Here is a 17,865-nt window from a genome sequence, read left to right on the forward strand (position 1 = left end):
GTCCCTAAAAACGCAATATCGAGCATATATTCGAAGGGCCTGTCATACCGGCGTCACCCTGCTAGAATTCGGCCTGCCGCATTGTTCCGATTGACTGATGAGATTGCTTGACGCCCTGGTCGAACAACGTATTGCCGCCGCCGCCGCGCGGGGCGAGTTCGACGATTTGCCGGGTACCGGCGCGCCGCAGGCGCTGGATGACGACCTGCTCGTGCCCGAGGAGGTGCGGGTGGCCAACCGTATCCTGAAGAACGCGGGCTTCGTGCCGCCGGCCGTCGAGCAACTGCGCGCGCTGCGCAACCTGCACGACGAAGTGCAGGCGGTCAGCGACCGCGCCGCGCGCTGCCGGCTGCAGGCGAAGATCCTCGCGCTCGACATGGCGCTCGAATCGCTGCGCGGCGGCCCGATGGTGATGCCGCGCGACTACTGCCGGCGCATCGCGGAACGCCTGTGCGAGCGCGGGCTCGACGACGCACCCGCCGAAGCGGGGACGATGTGACGTCCGACGCGCTGCACGACGCAGCCCGCTCGGCAGCCGCCGCGGCCGCTGACCCCGCCGCCGATTCTCCCGTTCACGAAGCCGCGCCCGTATCGGCGCGCGACCTGCATTTCATGCGTCTGGCGCAGGCCGCCGCCGAAGAGGCGCGCGCGGCCGGCGAAGTGCCGGTCGGCGCGGTGCTCGTGCGCGGCGACGAAGTGATCGCACGCGGCTTCAACCATCCGATCGGCGGGCACGATCCGTCCGCGCATGCCGAAATGGCCGCGCTGCGCATGGCCGCGCAGCAGCTGCGCAATTACCGGATGCCCGGCTGCGAGCTGTACGTGACGCTCGAACCGTGCCTGATGTGCGCGGGCGCGATCATGCATGCGCGCATCGCGCGGGTCGTCTATGGCGCGGCCGATCCGAAGACGGGCGCGTGCGGCAGCGTGATCGACGCATTCGCGAATCCGCAGCTCAACCACCACACCGAAGTGACCGGCGGCGTGCTCGCCGACGAGTGCGGCGCCGCGCTGAAGTCGTTCTTCGCCGAGCGCCGTCGCGCGCTGCGCGAAGCGCGACTCGCCCGCGACGCCGAATCAGGCGCGTCATAGGCGCCGCCGTCGCGCCCGTCGTGGCGGGCGTGCACGGTTTTCGTGAACCGGACACGGTTCGGACCCTCTAAGCAGGTTTGACGATCCCGACACCTTTCGCCATGTCCTTCCAGCCCGCCGCGTCCTACACCATCCGCCTGCTGGCGCCGTCCGGCTATCCGCACGACCCCGACGCGATCAACCGCGCGCTCGAGCGCCTCAGCACCGCGCAGCAGCGCATCGAGAACATCGAGGCGACGCAGCGGCGCTTCCAGCGTTTCGGCGGCACCGACGGCGAGCGGGCGGGCGACCTGAACCGCCTCGCCGATCCCGAGCGGCCGCTGCCGGACATCGCGCTCGCGGTGCGCGGCGGCTACGGCGCGGCGCGCATCCTGCACGGGCTCGACTATCGCGGGCTCGAGCGCCGGCTGCGCGACCAGCCGATCGCGCTCGTCGGTCACAGCGACTTCACGGCGATCCAGCTGGCGCTGTACGCGAAGGCGCGCATCAAGACGTTCGGCGGCCCGATGCTGTCGGCCGATTTCGGCGCGGAAACGCCGAGCGACTTCACGATGCAGCATTTCTGGCAGACGCTGACGCAGCCGAGCACGACGATCGTCGCCGACGCACCGCAGGTGCAGACGGCGAACGTGACGGGCACGCTGTGGGGCGGCAACCTCGCGATCCTCACGTCGCTGGTCGGCACGCCGTACATGCCCGACATCGAGGGCGGCATCCTGTTCATCGAAGACGTCAACGAGCAGCCGTTCCGGATCGAGCGGATGATCTATCAACTGCACCTGTCGGGGCTGCTCGCGCGCCAGCAGGCGCTCGTGCTCGGCCAGTTCACCGGTGCGCGGCCGTTCGAGTACGACAACGGCTACGACATGCAGGCGATGATCGACCAGGTGCGCGCGGTGGTCGGGATTCCGGTCGTCACGGGGCTCCAGTTCGGCCATGTGCCCGACCTGTTGACGCTGCCGTTCGGTGCGCAGGCCCAACTGGTCGCGAATGCGCACGGGTTCCGGCTGACGCTGTCGGACTATCCGCATCTCGGCTGATGCCGACGCGATCGATTCGAAAGGCGGGTTTCCCCGCCTTTTTCTTTATGTAAGTGCGCAACTAACGGTCAATGTTTTTCGTCGACGCCCACGCGACCCACGTTTGATTTTGCACCATTTTTGTCAACAAAATGGCCGGGAGGGTATACGACGAGAAGGGCCTCCGTATTGCCTGTCAGGCTTGTCGTGCATGGATTTCGTGCGCGTTGCACCGAATGGAGACGCGCCGACGCACGCCGATCGTGCGAAATCTCGCAAAAGAATTGTTGACAATCTTTATGTCCATCCTAGGATGAGGACCATCACACGATGCAGATCATGAACGAGCCCGATTCCCATCCGTCCGGCGCAGCCGGTCCCGAAGCGATCGCCGAGCGCATCCGCACCGCGATCCTCGAGCATCGGCTCGCGCCCGGCGCGAAGCTGACGGAGGCGCAGCTCTGCGACGTGTTCGGCGTGAAGCGCGGGACGATCCGCCAGGCGCTCGCGCAGCTCGCGACCGACAAACTGGTTGACCTCGAGCCGAACCGCGGCGCGTTCGTCGCGAGCCCGTCGCTGCAGGACGTGCACGAAGTGTTCGAGATGCGCCGGATCATCGAGCTGGCCGTGGTCGAGCGGCTCGCGACCGGCCCCGGCGCCAAGCGGCTGAAGGGCGTCGCGGCGCTGATCGACAAGGAACGCAAGGCGTTCGAGCGGCACGACTTCGCGGCGTGGATCCGGCTGTCGGGCGAATTCCATACGGCGCTCGCGACGCTGATGGGCAATGCGACGCTCAGCGAGTGCCTCGAAGGGCTCGTCGCACGCTCGACGCTGATGTCGGCGCTGTACGAATCGCACGGGCGCAGCCCGTGTTCGTGCGACGACCACGACGAGATCCTCGCCGCACTGGAGGCGGGCGATCCGAAGCAGGCGGTGACGCTGATGGCGCGCCACCTGCAGCATGTCGAACTGAAGATGCTGGACCGGCCCGCGCAAGGGCAGGTCGATTTGCGCGAAGTGTTCGGCGGCGCCTGAGCGGCGACGCGAACCCGGCCGCGCGCCACACGACGAGAGCAATGCAGGCCCGCGGTGTTTGCCGAGGGCCGCTGGTCCGACTCCGGGCGACGATCCGGAGCGATATCGATGACGGTGGAGCGGCCTGCCGGCCGCGTCAAGGAGAAGTCATGGCTCAATTCAGTGTGGCGCACGACAGCGCCTATCCGGCGGAAGAAGGCGGCGAGGGCGGCGGTCCGGCATTGCCGGACGGGTACAGCGAACGTCTGTACAACGAAGATTTGGCACCCCTGAAAAATCAGACGTGGGGCGCGTACAACATCTTCGCGTTCTGGATGTCGGACGTGCACAGCGTCGGCGGCTACGTGTTCGCGGGCAGCCTGTTCGCGCTCGGACTGACGAGCTGGCAGGTGCTGATCGCGCTGATCGTCGGCATCGGTCTCGTGAACGGGCTGTGCAACCTCATCGCGCGGCCGAGCCAGCAGATCGGCGTGCCGTATCCGGTCGCGTGCCGCGCGACCTTCGGCGTGCTCGGCGCGAACGTGCCGGCCGTGATCCGCGGGCTGATCGCGATCGCGTGGTACGGCATCCAGACCTATCTCGCGTCGAGCGCGCTCGTGATCGTCGTGCTGAAATTCTTTCCGCAGTGGCTGCCGTATGCGGACGTCCATCGCTACGGTTTCCTCGGGCTGTCGGCGGTCGGCTGGGCCGGCTTCATGCTGCTGTGGGTGCTCCAGGCGTTCGTGTTCTGGAACGGGATGGAGACGATCAAGAAGTTCATCGACTTCGCGGGCCCGGCCGTCTATGTCGTGATGTTCATCCTCGCCGGCTACATGGTGTGGCGCGCGGGCTGGCGCAACATCGGCATCAACCTCGGCGGCGTCAAGTATCACGGCGCGGAAGTGATTCCGGTGATGATCACCGCCGTGTCGCTCGTCGTGTCGTACTTCTCCGGGCCGATGCTCAACTTCGGCGATTTCTCGCGCTACTGCCGCTCGTTCGGCGACGTGAAGCGCGGCAATTTCTGGGGGCTGCCCGTCAACTTCCTCGCGTTCTCGCTCGTCACGGTGATCACCACCGCCGCGACGCTGCCGGTGTTCGGCGAACTGATCACCGACCCGGTCGAGACGGTCGGCCGCATCGACCATCCGACCGCGGTGATCCTCGGCGCGCTGACGTTTACGATCGCGACGATCGGCATCAACATCGTCGCGAACTTCGTGTCGCCCGCGTTCGATTTCTCGAACGTCGCGCCGCGCCTGATCAGCTGGCGCGCGGGCGGGATGCTCGCCGCCGTCGCATCGATCTTCATCACGCCGTGGAACCTGTTCAACAATCCGGCGGTGATCCATTACACGCTCGACGTGCTCGGCGCTTTCATCGGCCCGCTGTACGGCGTGCTGATCGCCGACTTCTACCTCGTCAAGCGCGGCCGCCTGGTGCGCGACGACCTGTACACGATGTCGGAAAGCGGCGCGTACTGGTACACGGGCGGCGTGAACCGCCGCGCGCTCGCCGCACTGCTGCCGGCCGCGGTGATCGCGGTCGTCTGCGTGATGGTGCCGGGCTGGCAGGGTGTCGCGAATTTCTCGTGGTTCATCGGCGCGGCACTCGGCTTCGGGTTCTACCGGCTGCTTGCAGGCGCGAAGGCGTAAGGAGCCTGCGATGAAGATCCGACTGATCAATCCGAATACGACGCAGCGGATGACCGACGCGATGGGCCGCTGCGCGCGCGAGGTCGCGGCCGCCGGCACGGAGATCGTGGCCGTGAGCCCGCCGATGGGGCCGCCGTCGATCGAAGGGTATTACGACGAGGCGCTCGCGACGCCGGGGCTGCTCGCCGAGATCGCGCAGGGCGAGCGCGACGGCTGCGACGCATACGTGATCGCGTGTTTCGGCGATCCGGGCCTGTATGCGGCGCGCGAGCTCGCGCGCGGGCCGGTGATCGGCATCGCCGAGGCCGCGATGCATGCGGCGAGCGTGCTCGCGCCGGGCTTCTCGGTCGTCACGACGCTCGCGCGCACCTGCGGGATGGCGTGGCACCTCGCGGAGCGCTACGGGATGAAGCGGTTCTGCCGCAACGTGCGCGCGACCGACGTCGCGGTGCTCGAACTCGACCGGCCCGGCTCGGCCGCGCGCCGGATCATCGTCGATGAATGCCGGCGCGCGCTCGACGAGGACGGGGCCGACGCGATCGTGCTCGGCTGCGCGGGGATGGCCGAATTCGCGCACGAGATCGAGCAGCAGATCGGTGCGCCGGTGGTCGAGGGCGTCACGACGGCCGTCAAGTGGGCCGAGGCGCTCGTCGCGTTGCGCCTCGCGACCGCGAAGCGCGGCGACTACGCGCGGCCGCTGCCGAAGCGCTACGACGGTGCGTTCGCCCGCTTCAGCCCGCCGGACGGGGAGGTGGCGGAACCGGTCGCGGATTTGCCGCACCCGCACATACACACCGTCTGACATGCACTATCTGCGCCGCTGTATGGGCGCGTATGAACGTTTTCGCTACACTGGGCCGTCGTCGCATCGGCTGGTGCGGCCCGCCTCCGAGCGCCGCGCAGTCGATGCGAACCCTATATTTCAGCCTGCTCACTCGGCCCGCTTTCGTTGCCTTTCGAACCATGTCACTCGATCCCAACTATCCTCGCGATCTGATCGGCTACGGCCGCCATCCCGTTCAGGCGAACTGGCCGGGGCGCGCCCGCGTCGCCGTGCAATTCGTGCTGAATTACGAGGAGGGCGGCGAGAACTGCGTGCTGCACGGCGATCCGGGCTCCGAGCAGTTCCTGTCCGAAATCGTCGGCGCGGCCGCGTATCCGGACCGCCACATGAGCATGGAGTCGATCTACGAGTACGGGTCGCGGGCCGGCGTGTGGCGCATCCTGCGCGAATTCGAGAAGCGCGGGCTGCCGCTGACGGTATTCGGCGTCGGCATGGCGATCGAGCGTCATCCGGAGCTTGCGCGTGCGTTCGTCGAACTCGGCCACGAGATCGCGTGCCACGGCTGGCGCTGGATTCACTACCAGAGCATGACGCCGGAACTCGAAGCCGAACACATGCGCCTCGGGATGGAAGCGATCGAGCGCGTGACGGGCGAGCGCCCGCTCGGCTGGTATACCGGCCGCGACAGCCCGAACACGCACCGCCTGGTCGCCGAATACGGCGGCTTCCTGTACGACTCCGACAACTACGGCGACGACCTGCCGTTCTGGATGGACGTCGAGGTATCGGGCGGGCGCACGTCGCCGCAACTGATCGTGCCGTACACGCTCGACACGAACGACATGCGTTTCGCGACGCCGCAGGGCTTCAACACCGGCGATCACTTCTTCCACTACCTGCGCGACGCATTCGACGTGCTGTACGCGGAGGGCGACGAGGCGCCGAAGATGCTGTCGATCGGCATGCACTGCCGGCTGCTCGGCCGGCCGGGCCGGTTCCGCGGGCTGCAGCGTTTCCTCGATCACATCGAGAAGCACGATCGCGTATGGGTGACGCGCCGTGTCGATATCGCGCGTCACTGGCGTGAACATCATCCGTATCAGCCCAATCATCGAAACGAAGGGAAAGCATGAAGGCGATGCGCTACACGTTGGAACAACTGAACACGATGGCGCCGAGCGCATTCGTCGCGGCGTTGTCGGGGATTTTCGAACATTCGCCGTGGGTGGCCGAGGTCGCCGCGGGCGAGCGGCCGTTCGCGAGCATCGACGCGCTGCACAAGACGATGTCGGACGCGGTGGAAACCAGCGGCGAAGCGCGCCAGCTCGCGCTGATCAACGCCCACCCGGAGCTGGCCGGCAAGGCCGCCGTGCGCGGCGAACTGACGGCCGAGTCGACCCGCGAGCAAAGCGGCGCGGGCCTCGACCAGTGCACGCAGGAAGAATTCGACAAGCTGCTGACGCTGAACCGCACGTATCGCGAGAAGTTCGGCTTCCCGTTCATCCTCGCGGTGCGCGGCTACGACCGCCACGGCATCATCGCGAACTTCGAGTCGCGCGTGAATCATTCGCGCGCCGAGGAGCTGCGCGCGAGCCTCGACCAGATCTACCGGATCGCGCGCTTTCGCCTCGACGACCTGATCGACGCCTGACACCGCCGCCCGACACCGCAACGGCCTGCTGCGTCGCAGCGGCCCGATCGCCTCACTGAAACAAGGAAACATCATGGCTGTTCCGCTTCTCGATCCGAACGCACCCGATTTCACGCGGCGCTACGTGAATCTTGCCGACCCGCGTCTCGGTGCGCAGGCGCTCGAGGCCAGCGACGATTTCTTCGCGCCGAAGGACCGGATGCTGAACCCCGAGCCGGCCGTCTTCATCCCCGGCAAGTACGACGACCACGGCAAGTGGATGGACGGCTGGGAGACGCGCCGCAAGCGCACGACCGGCTACGACTGGTGCATCGTCAAGCTCGCGCGCCCCGGCGTGATCAAGGGCTTCGACATCGACACGAGCCACTTCACCGGCAACTTCCCGCCGGCTGCGTCGATCGAGGCCGCGTTCGTGGCCGACGGTGCGCCGACGCAGGCGACCGAGTGGGTCGAGATCGTCGCGTCGACCACGCTGCAAGGCAACAGCCATCACTACGTCGAAGCGAGCGACGCGCGCGCGTTCACGCACCTGCGCGTGAACATCTACCCGGACGGCGGCATCGCGCGCCTGCGCGTGTACGGCCAGCCGCAGCTCGACTGGGCCGGCGCGAGCGCGACCGAGCAGTTCGACCTCGCGGCGATGGAAAACGGCGGTTACGTGGTGGCGGCGAACAACCAGCACTTCGGCGTCGCGTCGAATCTGCTGCTGCCGGGCCGCGGCGTGAACATGGGCGACGGCTGGGAAACCCGCCGCCGCCGCGAACCGGGCAACGACTGGGCGATCATCGCTCTCGCGCACCCGGGCGTGATCCGCAAGATCGAAGTCGATACCGCGTTCTTCAAGGGCAACTACCCGGATCGCTGCTCGATCCAGGCCGCCTACGTGTCGGGCGGCACGGACAGCTCGTTGATCACGCAATCGATGTTCTGGCCGGTGCTGCTGGGCGAACAGAAGCTGCAGATGGACAAGCAGCACTACTTCGAACACGACGTCGCGTCGCTCGGCCCCGTCACGCACGTGCGGCTGAACATCATTCCGGACGGCGGCGTGTCGCGCCTGCGGCTGTGGGGGACGCTCGACAAATGAAGACGCTTGCCATCGAACCGCTGACCAAGGAAGCATTCGCGCCGTTCGGCGACGTGATCGAAACGGAAGGGGCCAAGCAGATCCCGATCAACCTCGGCACGACGATCCGCTTTCACGATCTCGCGAAAGTCGACGTGACCGATGAAGGCGGCCGCACGCTCGTCAACCTGTTCCGCGGCCAGCCGCGCACGCTGCCGTTCGAGGTGAAGATGCTCGAGCGCCATCCGCTCGGCAGCCAGGCGTTCGTGCCGCTGAACGACCAGCCGTATCTCGTCGTCGTCGCGCCCGCGGGCGAGCTCGATCCGGCGAAGATCCGCGCATTCGTGACGAGCGGCTGGCAGGGCGTCAACTACGCGAAGGGCGTGTGGCATCACCCGCTGATCGCGTTGGGCGGCGTGAGCGACTTCATCGTCGTCGATCGCGGCGGCGACGGGCTGAACCTGAACGAGCAGGATCTGCAGGAGTCGCTGTGGCTCACCGAGGATGCACTGGATGCGGTGACGGCCTGAACCGACGGCGGCGTTACCCGGGAAGCCCGCGCACGATGCGCGGGCTTTTTTCATTTCGCTGCACGGTTGTCGCGCGAGGACTTTGCATATTCCATATCGTTGGTTCGTCGCGGCACGGGAGCCCGGTATCTTGACCGCTTTGTCGGCCCGGCGGGCCGATGCGTTCCGAATCCTCGAACCTCCTCCCACGAACATCCCGATATGAACGGAAGACTCCCGATCGCCGCGGCAGTGGCGGCGGCCGTGCTGGCGCTCGCCGCATGCGGCGGCAGCGACGGCGGCATCGTCGCCAGTTCCGGCACGAGCACGGCCCGTAGCGCGAACCCGCTGGCCACGCCCGATCAGATCGCGGCGGAGAAACTCGCGCTCGAACTGGTGGCCGCGCCCGCGGTCGTGCAGGCGAAGGCTGCGCTGAAGGCGCAATGGCTGGCCGCGGCCCAGGCGGTGGGCGGCGTGCCGGACGAGTCGCTCGCCTATCTGCAGACGGCCGTCGACGAATCGGCGATGTCGAGCGCGCTCGCGATCACGAACCGTGATCCGAACGCGCCGAAAGTGATCTCCGGACTCGCCGCACCGCATACGTGGTTCGGCATCGACGTGCCGGGCTCGCGCACGACGTTCGACAATCCGGACACGATTTATCGCAGCTTTCCGGTCGACCCGACGGCGCGTTACGTGATTCGCGGTAACGTGCATCGCGACGGCCCGGTCGACAGCAACGTCAGCTTGTGGGACAGCCGTCACGCGACGCTGTCGAACCTGACCGGCGATCAACTGCGGGTCGGTGCGGACGGCAGCTTCACGATTACCGCGGATTCCAGCGCGGGAGACGGTACCGGCAATCACGTCGTGTTGCCGGCAGTCGCCGCATCGTTCTTCATTCGCGATACCGTCGCCGAATGGGGCGTGCAGCAATTCGACGATCTGTCGGTCGAGCGCGTGTCCGGCGCTTCGTCGGCGGCGGCGCCGACCAAGGCCGAGATGATCGCCGCGCTGGCCGCGCAGGTCGGCAACGGCGGCAGCACGTTCGCCAGCTACAACGCGCTCGCGAACGCGCAGCCGGTCAATACGATTCCGGCCGTATCGCTGGGCGGCTCGGCCGGGCGGCTGTCGACGCAGGCGGCCACCTACAGCGCGTTCCGGATCGCCGACGACGAAGCGTTGGTGGTGACGGTCAGCCTTGGCGGCGCGAAATACTTCATCGCGCCCGCATATGGTCGCTGGCTGATCACGACCGACTACGTGAACCACACGCAGTCGCTGAACAACAACCAGGCGGTCGCGAATCCGGACGGTACGCTCACGTTCGTCGTATCGCCGAGCGATCCGGGCGTCTACAACTGGGTGGATACGGTGGGCATCCACGAAGGCTTTCTGAATCTGCGCTGGCAAGGGTTACCCGCGACGTCGGCCGGCGCGGCGCCTGCCGCGCATGCGACGCTCGTGAAGCTGGCCGACCTGCGCTCGGTGCTGCCGGCGACGACGCGCTACGTCACGCCGGCGGAGCGGGCGACGCAGCTTGCCGCGCGCAAGGCGAGCTACGCGCCGCGCTATTCGGCCGGCTGACCGGTGCGGCTCGACGTCGCCGTCGAGCGGTCCCGCGGCATACAAGAAAACAGGCCCGCCGAAGCGGGCCAGTCGTTCAGGCGCGGTCGAACCGGGTGCTTACTTCGCAGCGCCGCCCTCGAACCACGCGGCGAGCTTCGTCCGCTCGTCGTCGGTCATGTGCGTGACGTTGCCGATCGGCATCGCCTTCAGGCGCACGGCTTGTTCGTAGATACGCTGCGCGTTCTTCGACACTTCGTCCGGCGTGTCGAACATCACGCCCGCGGGCGCGCTGCCCATCAGCGTCGGCTTCGACGAGTGGCACTCGACGCAACGCTGCTGCAGGATCGGCATGATGTCGTTGATCACGATCTTCGGTGCGTTGGCCGCTTGCGCTTCCGGGGCGACCGGCTTCGGCATCGTCCACACCAGCGCGCCCGACAGCAGCGCGACGCCGCCGATCGGCAGGTACCACAGCTGCTTGCCGCGGTGACGCATCACGAAGAACTGGCGAATCAGCGCGCCGGCCAGCATGATCAGTACGAGCACGACCCAGTTGAACTTGTTCGTGTACGTCATCGCATAGTGATTCGACAGCATCGCGAACACGACCGGCAGCGTGAAGTACGTGTTGTGCACCGAACGCTGCTTGCCGCGCTTGCCGTAGATCGGGTTCGGTTCCTCGCCCTTGAGCATCTTGTCGACCATCTTGCGCTGGCCCGGGATGATCACGAAGAACACGTTCGCCGACATGATCGTCGCGAGCATCGCGCCGACGATCAGGTAGGCGGCACGGCCCGAGAAGATGTGGCACGCGAGGTACGCGGCGATCACGACGTACAGGCCGACGCAGATGCCGAGCACGCGATCGTTGGTGCCGAGGATGCGGCACAGCGAGTCGTAGACGATCCAGCCGGCGGCCAGAAAGCCGAGGGCGGAGGCCACGGCGACCACCGGGCCCATGTCGAGCACGTTCTTGTCGATCAGATACGTGTTCGGTGCGAGCAGGTACAGCACGAAGAACAGCGTGAAGCCCGACAGCCACGTCGTGTACGACGGCCACTTCGACCAGTGCAGGTCGTCGGGCATTTCAGGCGGGGCGACCGTGTACTTCTGCATGTTGTAGAAACCGCCGCCGTGGACGTGCCACAGCTCGCCGAACACGCCGCGCTTGCGCTGGTTCGGGTCGGTCGGCGGTTTCAGGCTGTTGTCGAGCGCGACGAAATAGAACGACTCGCCGATCCACGCGATCGCGACGATGACGTGCAGCCATCGCAGCGCGAGGTTCAGCCAGTCGGTGATGAAGCCTTCCATGAAACTCCTCCAGACTCAGATCGTTTGTCTTGATGCAGGCGCTGATTCGTCTGTCAGCTGCCGCGATAGGTGCTGTACGACCACGGCGACACGAGCAGCGGCACGTGGTAGTGCGAGCCGGTGTCGGCGATGCCGAAGCGCAGGACGACGCGGTCGACGAAGCGGGGTTCGGGCACCTTCACGCCGAGCGCCGCGAAGTAGTCGCCGGCATGGAACACGAGTTCGTATTCGCCGGCGGCGAGCGCGGCGCCTTCGAGCAGCGGTTCGTCGCAGCGGCCGTCGCTATTGGTCAGCACGGTCTTGATCGCGCGGCGCGAATCGCCGTCCAGCGCGTAGAGGTCCACCTTGATGGCGGCGCCGGGGCGACCGTGCGCCGTATCGAGTACGTGGGTAGTGAGCTTTCCCATTCGTTGTTCCTTGTGTGAATGCGAGGTTCGGCGGCGACTCGATCCATTGACCGTGCGGCGGATCGAGGCTCCACGTCACGTGGCTACATACCCGTCGGCGAGATTGAAGCGAGCGCCGTGCAGGCATTGTAAAAAGGTTCCCCGCGCAAATACGGGCGCGATATCAAAGATAATGCGCCGCGCATGAGCGGCTGTCGACGGCACGCCGGAACGGCTTCGAGCGCGGATTTCGCGGACCCGCCGGGGTACCCCTCGGCGCGCGCGGCGGGGCGTCGGGCGGCGTACCATACCGAATCCCTGAGGGGCGGTATTCCGGATCGCGCATTGTGCGCGGCGCGCGCTTGGGCGATCCTCCCGCCGTGCGCGTCGGCCCGTGGCCGGCGCGTACCCCGAAGACGGCGAGCACGCCGGGTAACCGGGCCAGGGCGTTCGAACGGACGCAGGCACCGGGGCGTGCCGCGATTCAGCGTTCGAACGGCTGTGTGACCGCCTCCAGGACAGCCCCTGGAGGCAGACCGACGCGGAGAACGCATGAATCTCGAGCAGCACGCCGGCGCACGCGCGCCGAACTCCTCTTCATCCCGCCCGACGACCCTGCTGGTCAAGCACGCCGACGTGCTCGTGACCATGGACGACACGCGCCGCGAGCTGCGCGACGCGGGGCTCTACATCGAAGACAATCGGATCGTCGCGGTCGGCCCGACCGCCGAGCTGCCCGACACCGCCGACGAAGTGCTCGACCTGCGCGGCCACCTCGTGATCCCGGGGCTCGTGAATACGCACCACCACATGTACCAGAGCCTCACGCGCGCGGTGCCGGCCGCGCAGAACGCCGAACTGTTCGGCTGGCTCACGAACCTGTACCGGATCTGGGCGCACCTGACGCCCGAGATGATCGAGGTGTCGACGCTCACCGCGATGGCCGAGCTGCTGCAGTCGGGCTGCACGACGTCGAGCGACCATCTGTACATCTACCCGAACGGCAGCCGGCTCGACGACAGCATCGGCGCCGCGCAGCGGATCGGCATGCGCTTTCACGCGAGCCGCGGCGCGATGAGCGTCGGCCAGCGCGACGGCGGACTGCCGCCCGATTCGGTCGTCGAGCGCGAACCCGACATCCTGCGCGACGCGCAGCGCCTGATCGAGACCTATCACGACGAAGGCCGCTACGCGATGCTGCGCGTGGTGGTCGCGCCGTGCTCGCCGTTCTCGGTGAGCCGCGAGCTGATGCGCGACGCGGCCGTGCTCGCGCGCGAGTACGGCGTGTCGCTGCACACGCACCTCGCGGAAAACGTCAACGATATCGCGTACAGCCGCGAGAAGTTCGGGATGACGCCCGCCGAATATGCGGAAGATCTCGGCTGGGTCGGCCACGACGTGTGGCATGCGCACTGCGTGCAGCTCGACGAGGCGGGCATCGGCCTGTTCGCGCGTACCGGCACGGGCGTCGCGCACTGCCCGTGTTCGAACATGCGGCTGGCGTCCGGCATCGCGCCGGTGAAGAAGATGCGGCTCGCGGGCGTGCCGGTCGGCCTCGGCGTCGACGGTTCCGCGTCGAACGACGGCGCGCAGATGGTGGCGGAAGTGCGCCAGGCGCTGCTGCTGCAGCGGGTCGGCTTCGGCCCCGACGCGATGACCGCGCGCGAAGCGCTCGAGATCGCGACGCTCGGCGGCGCGAAGGTGTTGAACCGCGACGACGTCGGCGCACTGAAACCCGGCATGGCCGCGGACTTCGCCGCGTTCGACCTGCGTCAGCCGCTGTTCGCGGGCGCGCTGCACGATCCGGTCGCGGCGCTCGTGTTCTGTGCGCCGTCGCAGACGGCGTACACGGTGGTGAACGGCAAGGTGGTGGTGCGGGAAGGGCGGCTCGCGACGCTCGATCTGCCGCCCGTGATCGAGCGTCACAACGCGCTCGCGCACGCGCTGGTGGAAGCGTCGCGTTGACGCGTCGGCGGGGCGGTGGCGCCGCACGCGCCGCGGCGGCCGCGCGGCCGTTGCGGCCGTGACCCGCCGCGCTGCGCACCGGCCCGCCGCGTAACGGTGCGGCCGGCGCGACCGGCGCGCACCGCGCGCCGTATGCGACTACGCCTCGATCAGCGTGCGGGTGGCTTCGGCGACGAGGCTGCGCAGCCAGCGCACTTCGTCGGAGTAATGGCAGCGCTCGTGCCACAGCTGGTAGTACTGCATCGGCGGGAAGTCGAGCGGTGCGGGCACGACCGACAGCGGCAGGAACTTCGCGTAGTGATCGGCGAACAGCCGCGTGGTCGTGAAGATCAGGTCCGACTTCACGAGCACGTAAGGCGCGAGGTTGAAGTACGGCAGCGTGACGACCACATGACGCTTGAGCCGCTCGCGCGCGAGATGCACGTCGATCGCGCCGCGCTGGCCGACCGAATACGGCGTCGGCGCGAGATGCGGTGCGTTCAGGTACTGGTCGAGCGTGAGCCCGCCGCGCTTGGCGAACGGGTGCGTGTTGCTCATCAGGCAGACGATTTCGTCGACGAACAGGTTCGACAGGTGCAGTTGCTCGGGCGGCTCGGGCCAGTTGCCGACGACGATGTCGAGCTTGCCGTCTTCCAGCGCGAGCTCGTAGTCGAACGCGGGGCCGAGCGAGTGGAACTCGAGCGTCGCGTTCGGCGCGGCCTGACGGAAGCGTTCGACGACCGTCGGCACGAACAGCACGTTCAGGTAGTCGGGGCAGCCGATCCGGTAGCAGCGGATCGACGTGGCCGGGTCGAAATTGTGCTGCTGGAACTTGATGCGCTCGATTTCACGCAGCGCGTTCTGCACGGGCTCGAGCAGGCGCAGCCCGTATTCGGTCGGCACCATGCCGGATTTGCCGCGCACCAGCAGCGGATCGCCGGTGATGTCGCGCAGGCGCCGCAGCGCGGCGCTGATCGCCGGTTGCGACTGGTTCAGTTTGACGGCCGCGCGCGTGACGCTGCGCTCCATCAACAAGGTGTGCAAGACGCGCAAGAGGTACGTGTCGATCGCCTCGCGTTGCTGACTCATGTTATCTCCGGTTTATATGGCTGGGCTGATCGAGGGGGTGGTCAGGTATATCGTTTTTAATATGAACGAAAATCAGCGTCAAGAGATGGATACCCGCGGATGCCCGCCGGTCAGGCCGCGACGAGGGACCTGAACGGGGCGAAGGCGGGGCGCGCGGCGCCGCGCGGATCCGGCGCGTGGCGCGAGGGGAGGCGGCGGGTGCGTCAGTCGTCGATGCGCATGCCGACCTTCAGCGTGACCTGCCAGTGCACGACCTGGTCGCCTTCGATGTGGCCGCGCGTTTCGGTCACCTGGAACCAGTGCAGGTTGTGCAACGTCTTGCCGGCTTTCGAGATCGCGTTGCGGATCGCGTCGTCGCTCGATTGCCGCGACGAACCGGTCAGCTCGATCATCTTGTACACGTGGTCGCTCATCATGCGCTCCCTGGGACGTTCGTATGGTGGGCCGGTGCAAGGCGCGGTCCCGAAGCGGATCCGCTACGGATCCGCTACGGGTCCGCTACGGTCCCGTGCGTGCCCGGCTTCTTTGAGTGATAGGTATGATGGGCGGCAAGTGCAACCCATATCGGAGACGAGGAACATCGTGGAAGTCGGATTTTGCGGACCGGGATTGATGGGCGCGCCGATGATTCGGCATCTGCTGGCGGCCGGGCATCGCGTCGGCGTGTGGAATCGCTCGCGCGACAAGGCCGACGCGCTGGTGAAGGACGGTGCGCAGGTGGTCGGCACGCCGCGCGAGCTGGCCGAGCGTGTCGAGACGGTATTCGTGTGCGTGCTCGACGGCCGGGCGGTCGGCGACGTCGTGTTCGGCGAGCACGGGCTGCTTTCCGGTGACGCGCGCGCGCGCCGCCTGCAGCGCATCGTCGATCATTCGAGCATTCCGCCGGCCGCCACGCGCGACTACGCGGCGCGCGCGGCGGCACTCGGGGTCGGCTGGGTCGATGCGCCGGTGTCCGGCGGCGTGCCGGGCGCGCAGGCCGGCACGCTCGCGGTGATGGCCGGCGGCCGCGCGGCCGATCTCGACGCGGTGCGCCCGCTGATCGATACGTATGCGTCGCGCATCACGCACATGGGCGACGCCGGCGCCGGCCAGACGGCGAAGCTGTGCAACCAGGCGATCGTCACCGCGACGGTCACCGCGATTGCCGAGGCGGTCGGCCTGGCGCAGGCGAGCGGCATCGACGCCGCGCGTCTGGCCGAGGCGCTGGCCGGCGGCTGGGCCGATTCGGTGCTGCTGCAGACGTTCGTGCCGCGCATGACGTCGGGCGGCCATCCGCCGATCGGCGCGCTGAGTACGTTTCAGAAGGATGTCGATGCCATCGCGGACGCCGCGCGCGACACGGGCGCGGTGATGCCCGTGTCGGCCACCGTGCAGCAGGTGCTGAGGCTCGGCGCCGCGCAGGGGCTTGCCGGCGCCGATTTCGCCGCGTTCATCGACATCGTGCGACCGAACCCCGGCCGTCGGCAGGCGTCGTGAGCGGCAAGCGGGGCGCGTGAATGGCAGATGGGCCGCCCGGAGGCGGCCCATCGAATGACTGGCGGATCAGCCGAGCGAGCGGGGTGTCGTGTCGCCCGCGTTCTGGCGGCCGAGGCCGCCGCGCAGGCTGGCTTTCGTGCCTGCACCAAACTCGGGCAGGATGCGCGCACGCGCACGGCTCGCGAAGACGAGGAAGCCGAAGCCGTTCGCTTCGTACCAGTATCCGCCGTTCTCGAGGCCGTCGAGCGGCTGCTCGAGCGCGTTGGCGATCGACTCGATGCAGCGCTTGCGCAGCTCGGCGATGGCCGGATAGGGCGGCTGCGCGCCGCGTACGCTGCACAGGAGCACGTCGAGGCCGGGCAGCACGTGCGCGTAGAGGACGGGTTCGTCCTGCGCGCGGGCGCGGGCAATCTTGGTGTCGAGCTGGGCAAACGGTTTCGAGTGGCGCAAGACCGCGAGGAATGACTCCTGGCCATCCTGTTGCACACGCCGACGTTTTTTCGGGAAGGACATAAACACTCGCCTCAAAAACAATTGCAAGAAATGCGGCACTTTCATGCGACCCACTCCCGGCTATGTACGCCGCATGTCGATCCTTTATAGCACACGAAAATGCTGCATTCGTGCAGTACGACGATCAATGTCTCCCGTCGACCTGCTCGCCATGATCGACACAGCCAGCGTCTTGGCGCCCGTACTGTCGTTTAGTCTCCATCATAGACCTGCTTTTCCCGCGCGTGCATTCGCGCGTCACAAAAAAATGAGATAGGCCGCATGCGGCGGTGCATCGTGCGCGCAATAAAAAGGCCCGCACGAGGCGGGCCTGGCGGGCGGAGCGCGTGGCGATCAGCGCTGCTTGAGCGAATCGCGGATCTCGCGCAGCAGCACGGTGTCTTCCGGCGTCGCGGCCGGTGCGGCTTCTTCCGGCTTGCGCAGCTTGTTGATGAATTTCACCATCAGGAAAATGATGAACGCAAGGATCACGAAATTGATCGCCACGGTAATGAACGAGCCGTAGCCGAATGCGGCGACGCCCGCGGCCTGCAGATCCTTGAACGAATCGGGATTACCCTTGAACGACGGCGGGATGGTGCCGAGCAGAACGAACTTGTTCGAGAAATCCAGGCCGCCGGTCAGCACGCCGATGACCGGCATGATGAGGTCCTTCACGACCGAGTCGACGATCTTCGAGAACGCGCCGCCGATGATCACGCCGACGGCGAGATCCATCACGTTGCCCTTGACGGCGAACTCCTTGAATTCCTTGATGATGCTCATGAGCGGCTTTCTCCTGGTTGGG

At 67.1% G+C, this 17,865-nt stretch carries 19 protein-coding genes; 13 read left to right on the forward strand and 6 right to left on the reverse strand.

Annotation, left to right across the window (positions count from 1 at the left end; all coding sequences use genetic code 11):
- The first annotated feature begins 97 nt into the window (after nucleotides 1-97).
- From WS96_RS11000 to WS96_RS11050, 11 genes are all read left to right on the forward strand, one after another.
- The gene (locus tag WS96_RS11000) at nucleotides 98-499 is read left to right on the forward strand and encodes a DnaJ family domain-containing protein (protein WP_027784729.1); all 402 of its coding nucleotides are present in this window, start codon (nucleotides 98-100) and stop codon (nucleotides 497-499) included.
- Nucleotides 496-1,092: a tRNA adenosine(34) deaminase TadA gene (tadA, locus tag WS96_RS11005; RefSeq protein WP_059832495.1), complete on the forward strand. Its 597-nt coding sequence runs from the start codon at nucleotides 496-498 to the stop codon at nucleotides 1,090-1,092. Before WS96_RS11000 ends, tadA begins: the two co-directional genes overlap by 4 nt.
- 101 nt (nucleotides 1,093-1,193) lie before the next feature.
- Nucleotides 1,194-2,132 (forward strand): muramoyltetrapeptide carboxypeptidase, encoded by a 939-nt coding sequence (ldcA, locus tag WS96_RS11010; RefSeq protein WP_059832497.1) that lies wholly within the window; start codon nucleotides 1,194-1,196, stop codon nucleotides 2,130-2,132.
- A gap of 309 nt (nucleotides 2,133-2,441) precedes the next feature.
- Nucleotides 2,442-3,146, forward strand: coding sequence for a GntR family transcriptional regulator (locus WS96_RS11015; RefSeq protein WP_059780893.1), 705 nt, complete (start codon nucleotides 2,442-2,444; stop codon nucleotides 3,144-3,146).
- 149 nt (nucleotides 3,147-3,295) lie between these two features.
- Entirely contained in the window at nucleotides 3,296-4,780 is a 1,485-nt protein-coding gene (locus WS96_RS11020) for an NCS1 family nucleobase:cation symporter-1 (RefSeq protein ID WP_059832499.1), read from the forward strand.
- Nucleotides 4,781-4,790: 10 nt separating this feature from the next.
- Nucleotides 4,791-5,582, forward strand: a complete 792-nt coding sequence (locus WS96_RS11025; protein ID WP_059832501.1) for an aspartate/glutamate racemase family protein — start codon at nucleotides 4,791-4,793, stop codon at nucleotides 5,580-5,582.
- A 161-nt stretch (nucleotides 5,583-5,743) separates the two neighbouring features.
- Nucleotides 5,744-6,697 carry an allantoinase PuuE gene (puuE, locus tag WS96_RS11030; protein WP_034207577.1) on the forward strand — a complete coding sequence of 318 codons (954 nt, stop codon included), beginning with the start codon at nucleotides 5,744-5,746 and terminating at the stop codon, nucleotides 6,695-6,697.
- Nucleotides 6,694-7,215 carry a 2-oxo-4-hydroxy-4-carboxy-5-ureidoimidazoline decarboxylase gene (gene uraD / locus WS96_RS11035; protein WP_034207576.1) on the forward strand — a complete coding sequence of 174 codons (522 nt, stop codon included), beginning with the start codon at nucleotides 6,694-6,696 and terminating at the stop codon, nucleotides 7,213-7,215. The genes puuE and uraD overlap by 4 nt, the downstream gene beginning before the upstream one ends.
- A 73-nt stretch (nucleotides 7,216-7,288) precedes the next feature.
- Nucleotides 7,289-8,302 (forward strand): allantoicase, encoded by a 1,014-nt coding sequence (gene alc / locus WS96_RS11040; RefSeq protein WP_034207575.1) that lies wholly within the window; start codon nucleotides 7,289-7,291, stop codon nucleotides 8,300-8,302.
- Entirely contained in the window at nucleotides 8,299-8,811 is a 513-nt protein-coding gene (locus WS96_RS11045) for an ureidoglycolate lyase (protein ID WP_059505958.1), read from the forward strand. Before alc ends, WS96_RS11045 begins: the two co-directional genes overlap by 4 nt.
- Before the next feature lie 201 nt (nucleotides 8,812-9,012).
- On the forward strand, nucleotides 9,013-10,377 hold the full coding sequence (locus WS96_RS11050) for a hypothetical protein (RefSeq protein WP_059832503.1): 1,365 nt from the start codon (nucleotides 9,013-9,015) through the stop codon (nucleotides 10,375-10,377).
- Nucleotides 10,378-10,476: 99 nt separating this feature from the next.
- Here WS96_RS11050 and WS96_RS11055 read toward each other — a convergent pair whose 3' ends face one another.
- Nucleotides 10,477-11,670 (reverse strand): urate hydroxylase PuuD, encoded by a 1,194-nt coding sequence (locus WS96_RS11055; RefSeq protein ID WP_034207573.1) that lies wholly within the window; start codon nucleotides 11,668-11,670, stop codon nucleotides 10,477-10,479.
- Nucleotides 11,671-11,723: 53 nt separating this feature from the next.
- A complete protein-coding gene (uraH, locus tag WS96_RS11060; protein ID WP_027784716.1) occupies nucleotides 11,724-12,077 on the reverse strand; it encodes a hydroxyisourate hydrolase in 354 nt (117 codons plus the stop codon).
- 531 nt (nucleotides 12,078-12,608) lie between these two features.
- Here uraH and WS96_RS11065 point away from each other — a divergent pair.
- Nucleotides 12,609-14,021 (forward strand): 8-oxoguanine deaminase, encoded by a 1,413-nt coding sequence (locus WS96_RS11065; RefSeq protein WP_059832505.1) that lies wholly within the window; start codon nucleotides 12,609-12,611, stop codon nucleotides 14,019-14,021.
- Nucleotides 14,022-14,159: 138 nt separating this feature from the next.
- Here WS96_RS11065 and WS96_RS11070 read toward each other — a convergent pair whose 3' ends face one another.
- Entirely contained in the window at nucleotides 14,160-15,089 is a 930-nt protein-coding gene (locus WS96_RS11070) for a LysR substrate-binding domain-containing protein (protein ID WP_006762467.1), read from the reverse strand.
- 203 nt (nucleotides 15,090-15,292) lie between these two features.
- Nucleotides 15,293-15,502 carry a dodecin gene (locus tag WS96_RS11075; RefSeq protein ID WP_006493215.1) on the reverse strand — a complete coding sequence of 70 codons (210 nt, stop codon included), beginning with the start codon at nucleotides 15,500-15,502 and terminating at the stop codon, nucleotides 15,293-15,295.
- Nucleotides 15,503-15,671: 169 nt separating this feature from the next.
- On the opposite strand from WS96_RS11075, the gene WS96_RS11080 reads away from it, so the two are divergent.
- Entirely contained in the window at nucleotides 15,672-16,565 is an 894-nt protein-coding gene (locus tag WS96_RS11080; RefSeq protein WP_059832507.1) for an NAD(P)-dependent oxidoreductase, read from the forward strand.
- 66 nt (nucleotides 16,566-16,631) lie between these two features.
- On the opposite strand, the gene WS96_RS11085 is transcribed toward WS96_RS11080, so the two are convergent.
- Both WS96_RS11085 and mscL read right to left on the reverse strand, forming a co-directional pair.
- Nucleotides 16,632-17,078 (reverse strand): hypothetical protein, encoded by a 447-nt coding sequence (locus tag WS96_RS11085; protein WP_179949053.1) that lies wholly within the window; start codon nucleotides 17,076-17,078, stop codon nucleotides 16,632-16,634.
- A 333-nt stretch (nucleotides 17,079-17,411) separates the two neighbouring features.
- Complete coding sequence (gene mscL, locus WS96_RS11090) at nucleotides 17,412-17,843, reverse strand: large conductance mechanosensitive channel protein MscL (protein ID WP_034207569.1); 432 nt, start codon at nucleotides 17,841-17,843, stop codon at nucleotides 17,412-17,414.
- Nucleotides 17,844-17,865 lie beyond the last annotated feature (22 nt).

This window comes from Burkholderia sp. MSMB1835, from assembly GCF_001526365.1.
Taxonomy (GTDB): Bacteria; Pseudomonadota; Gammaproteobacteria; order Burkholderiales; family Burkholderiaceae; genus Burkholderia.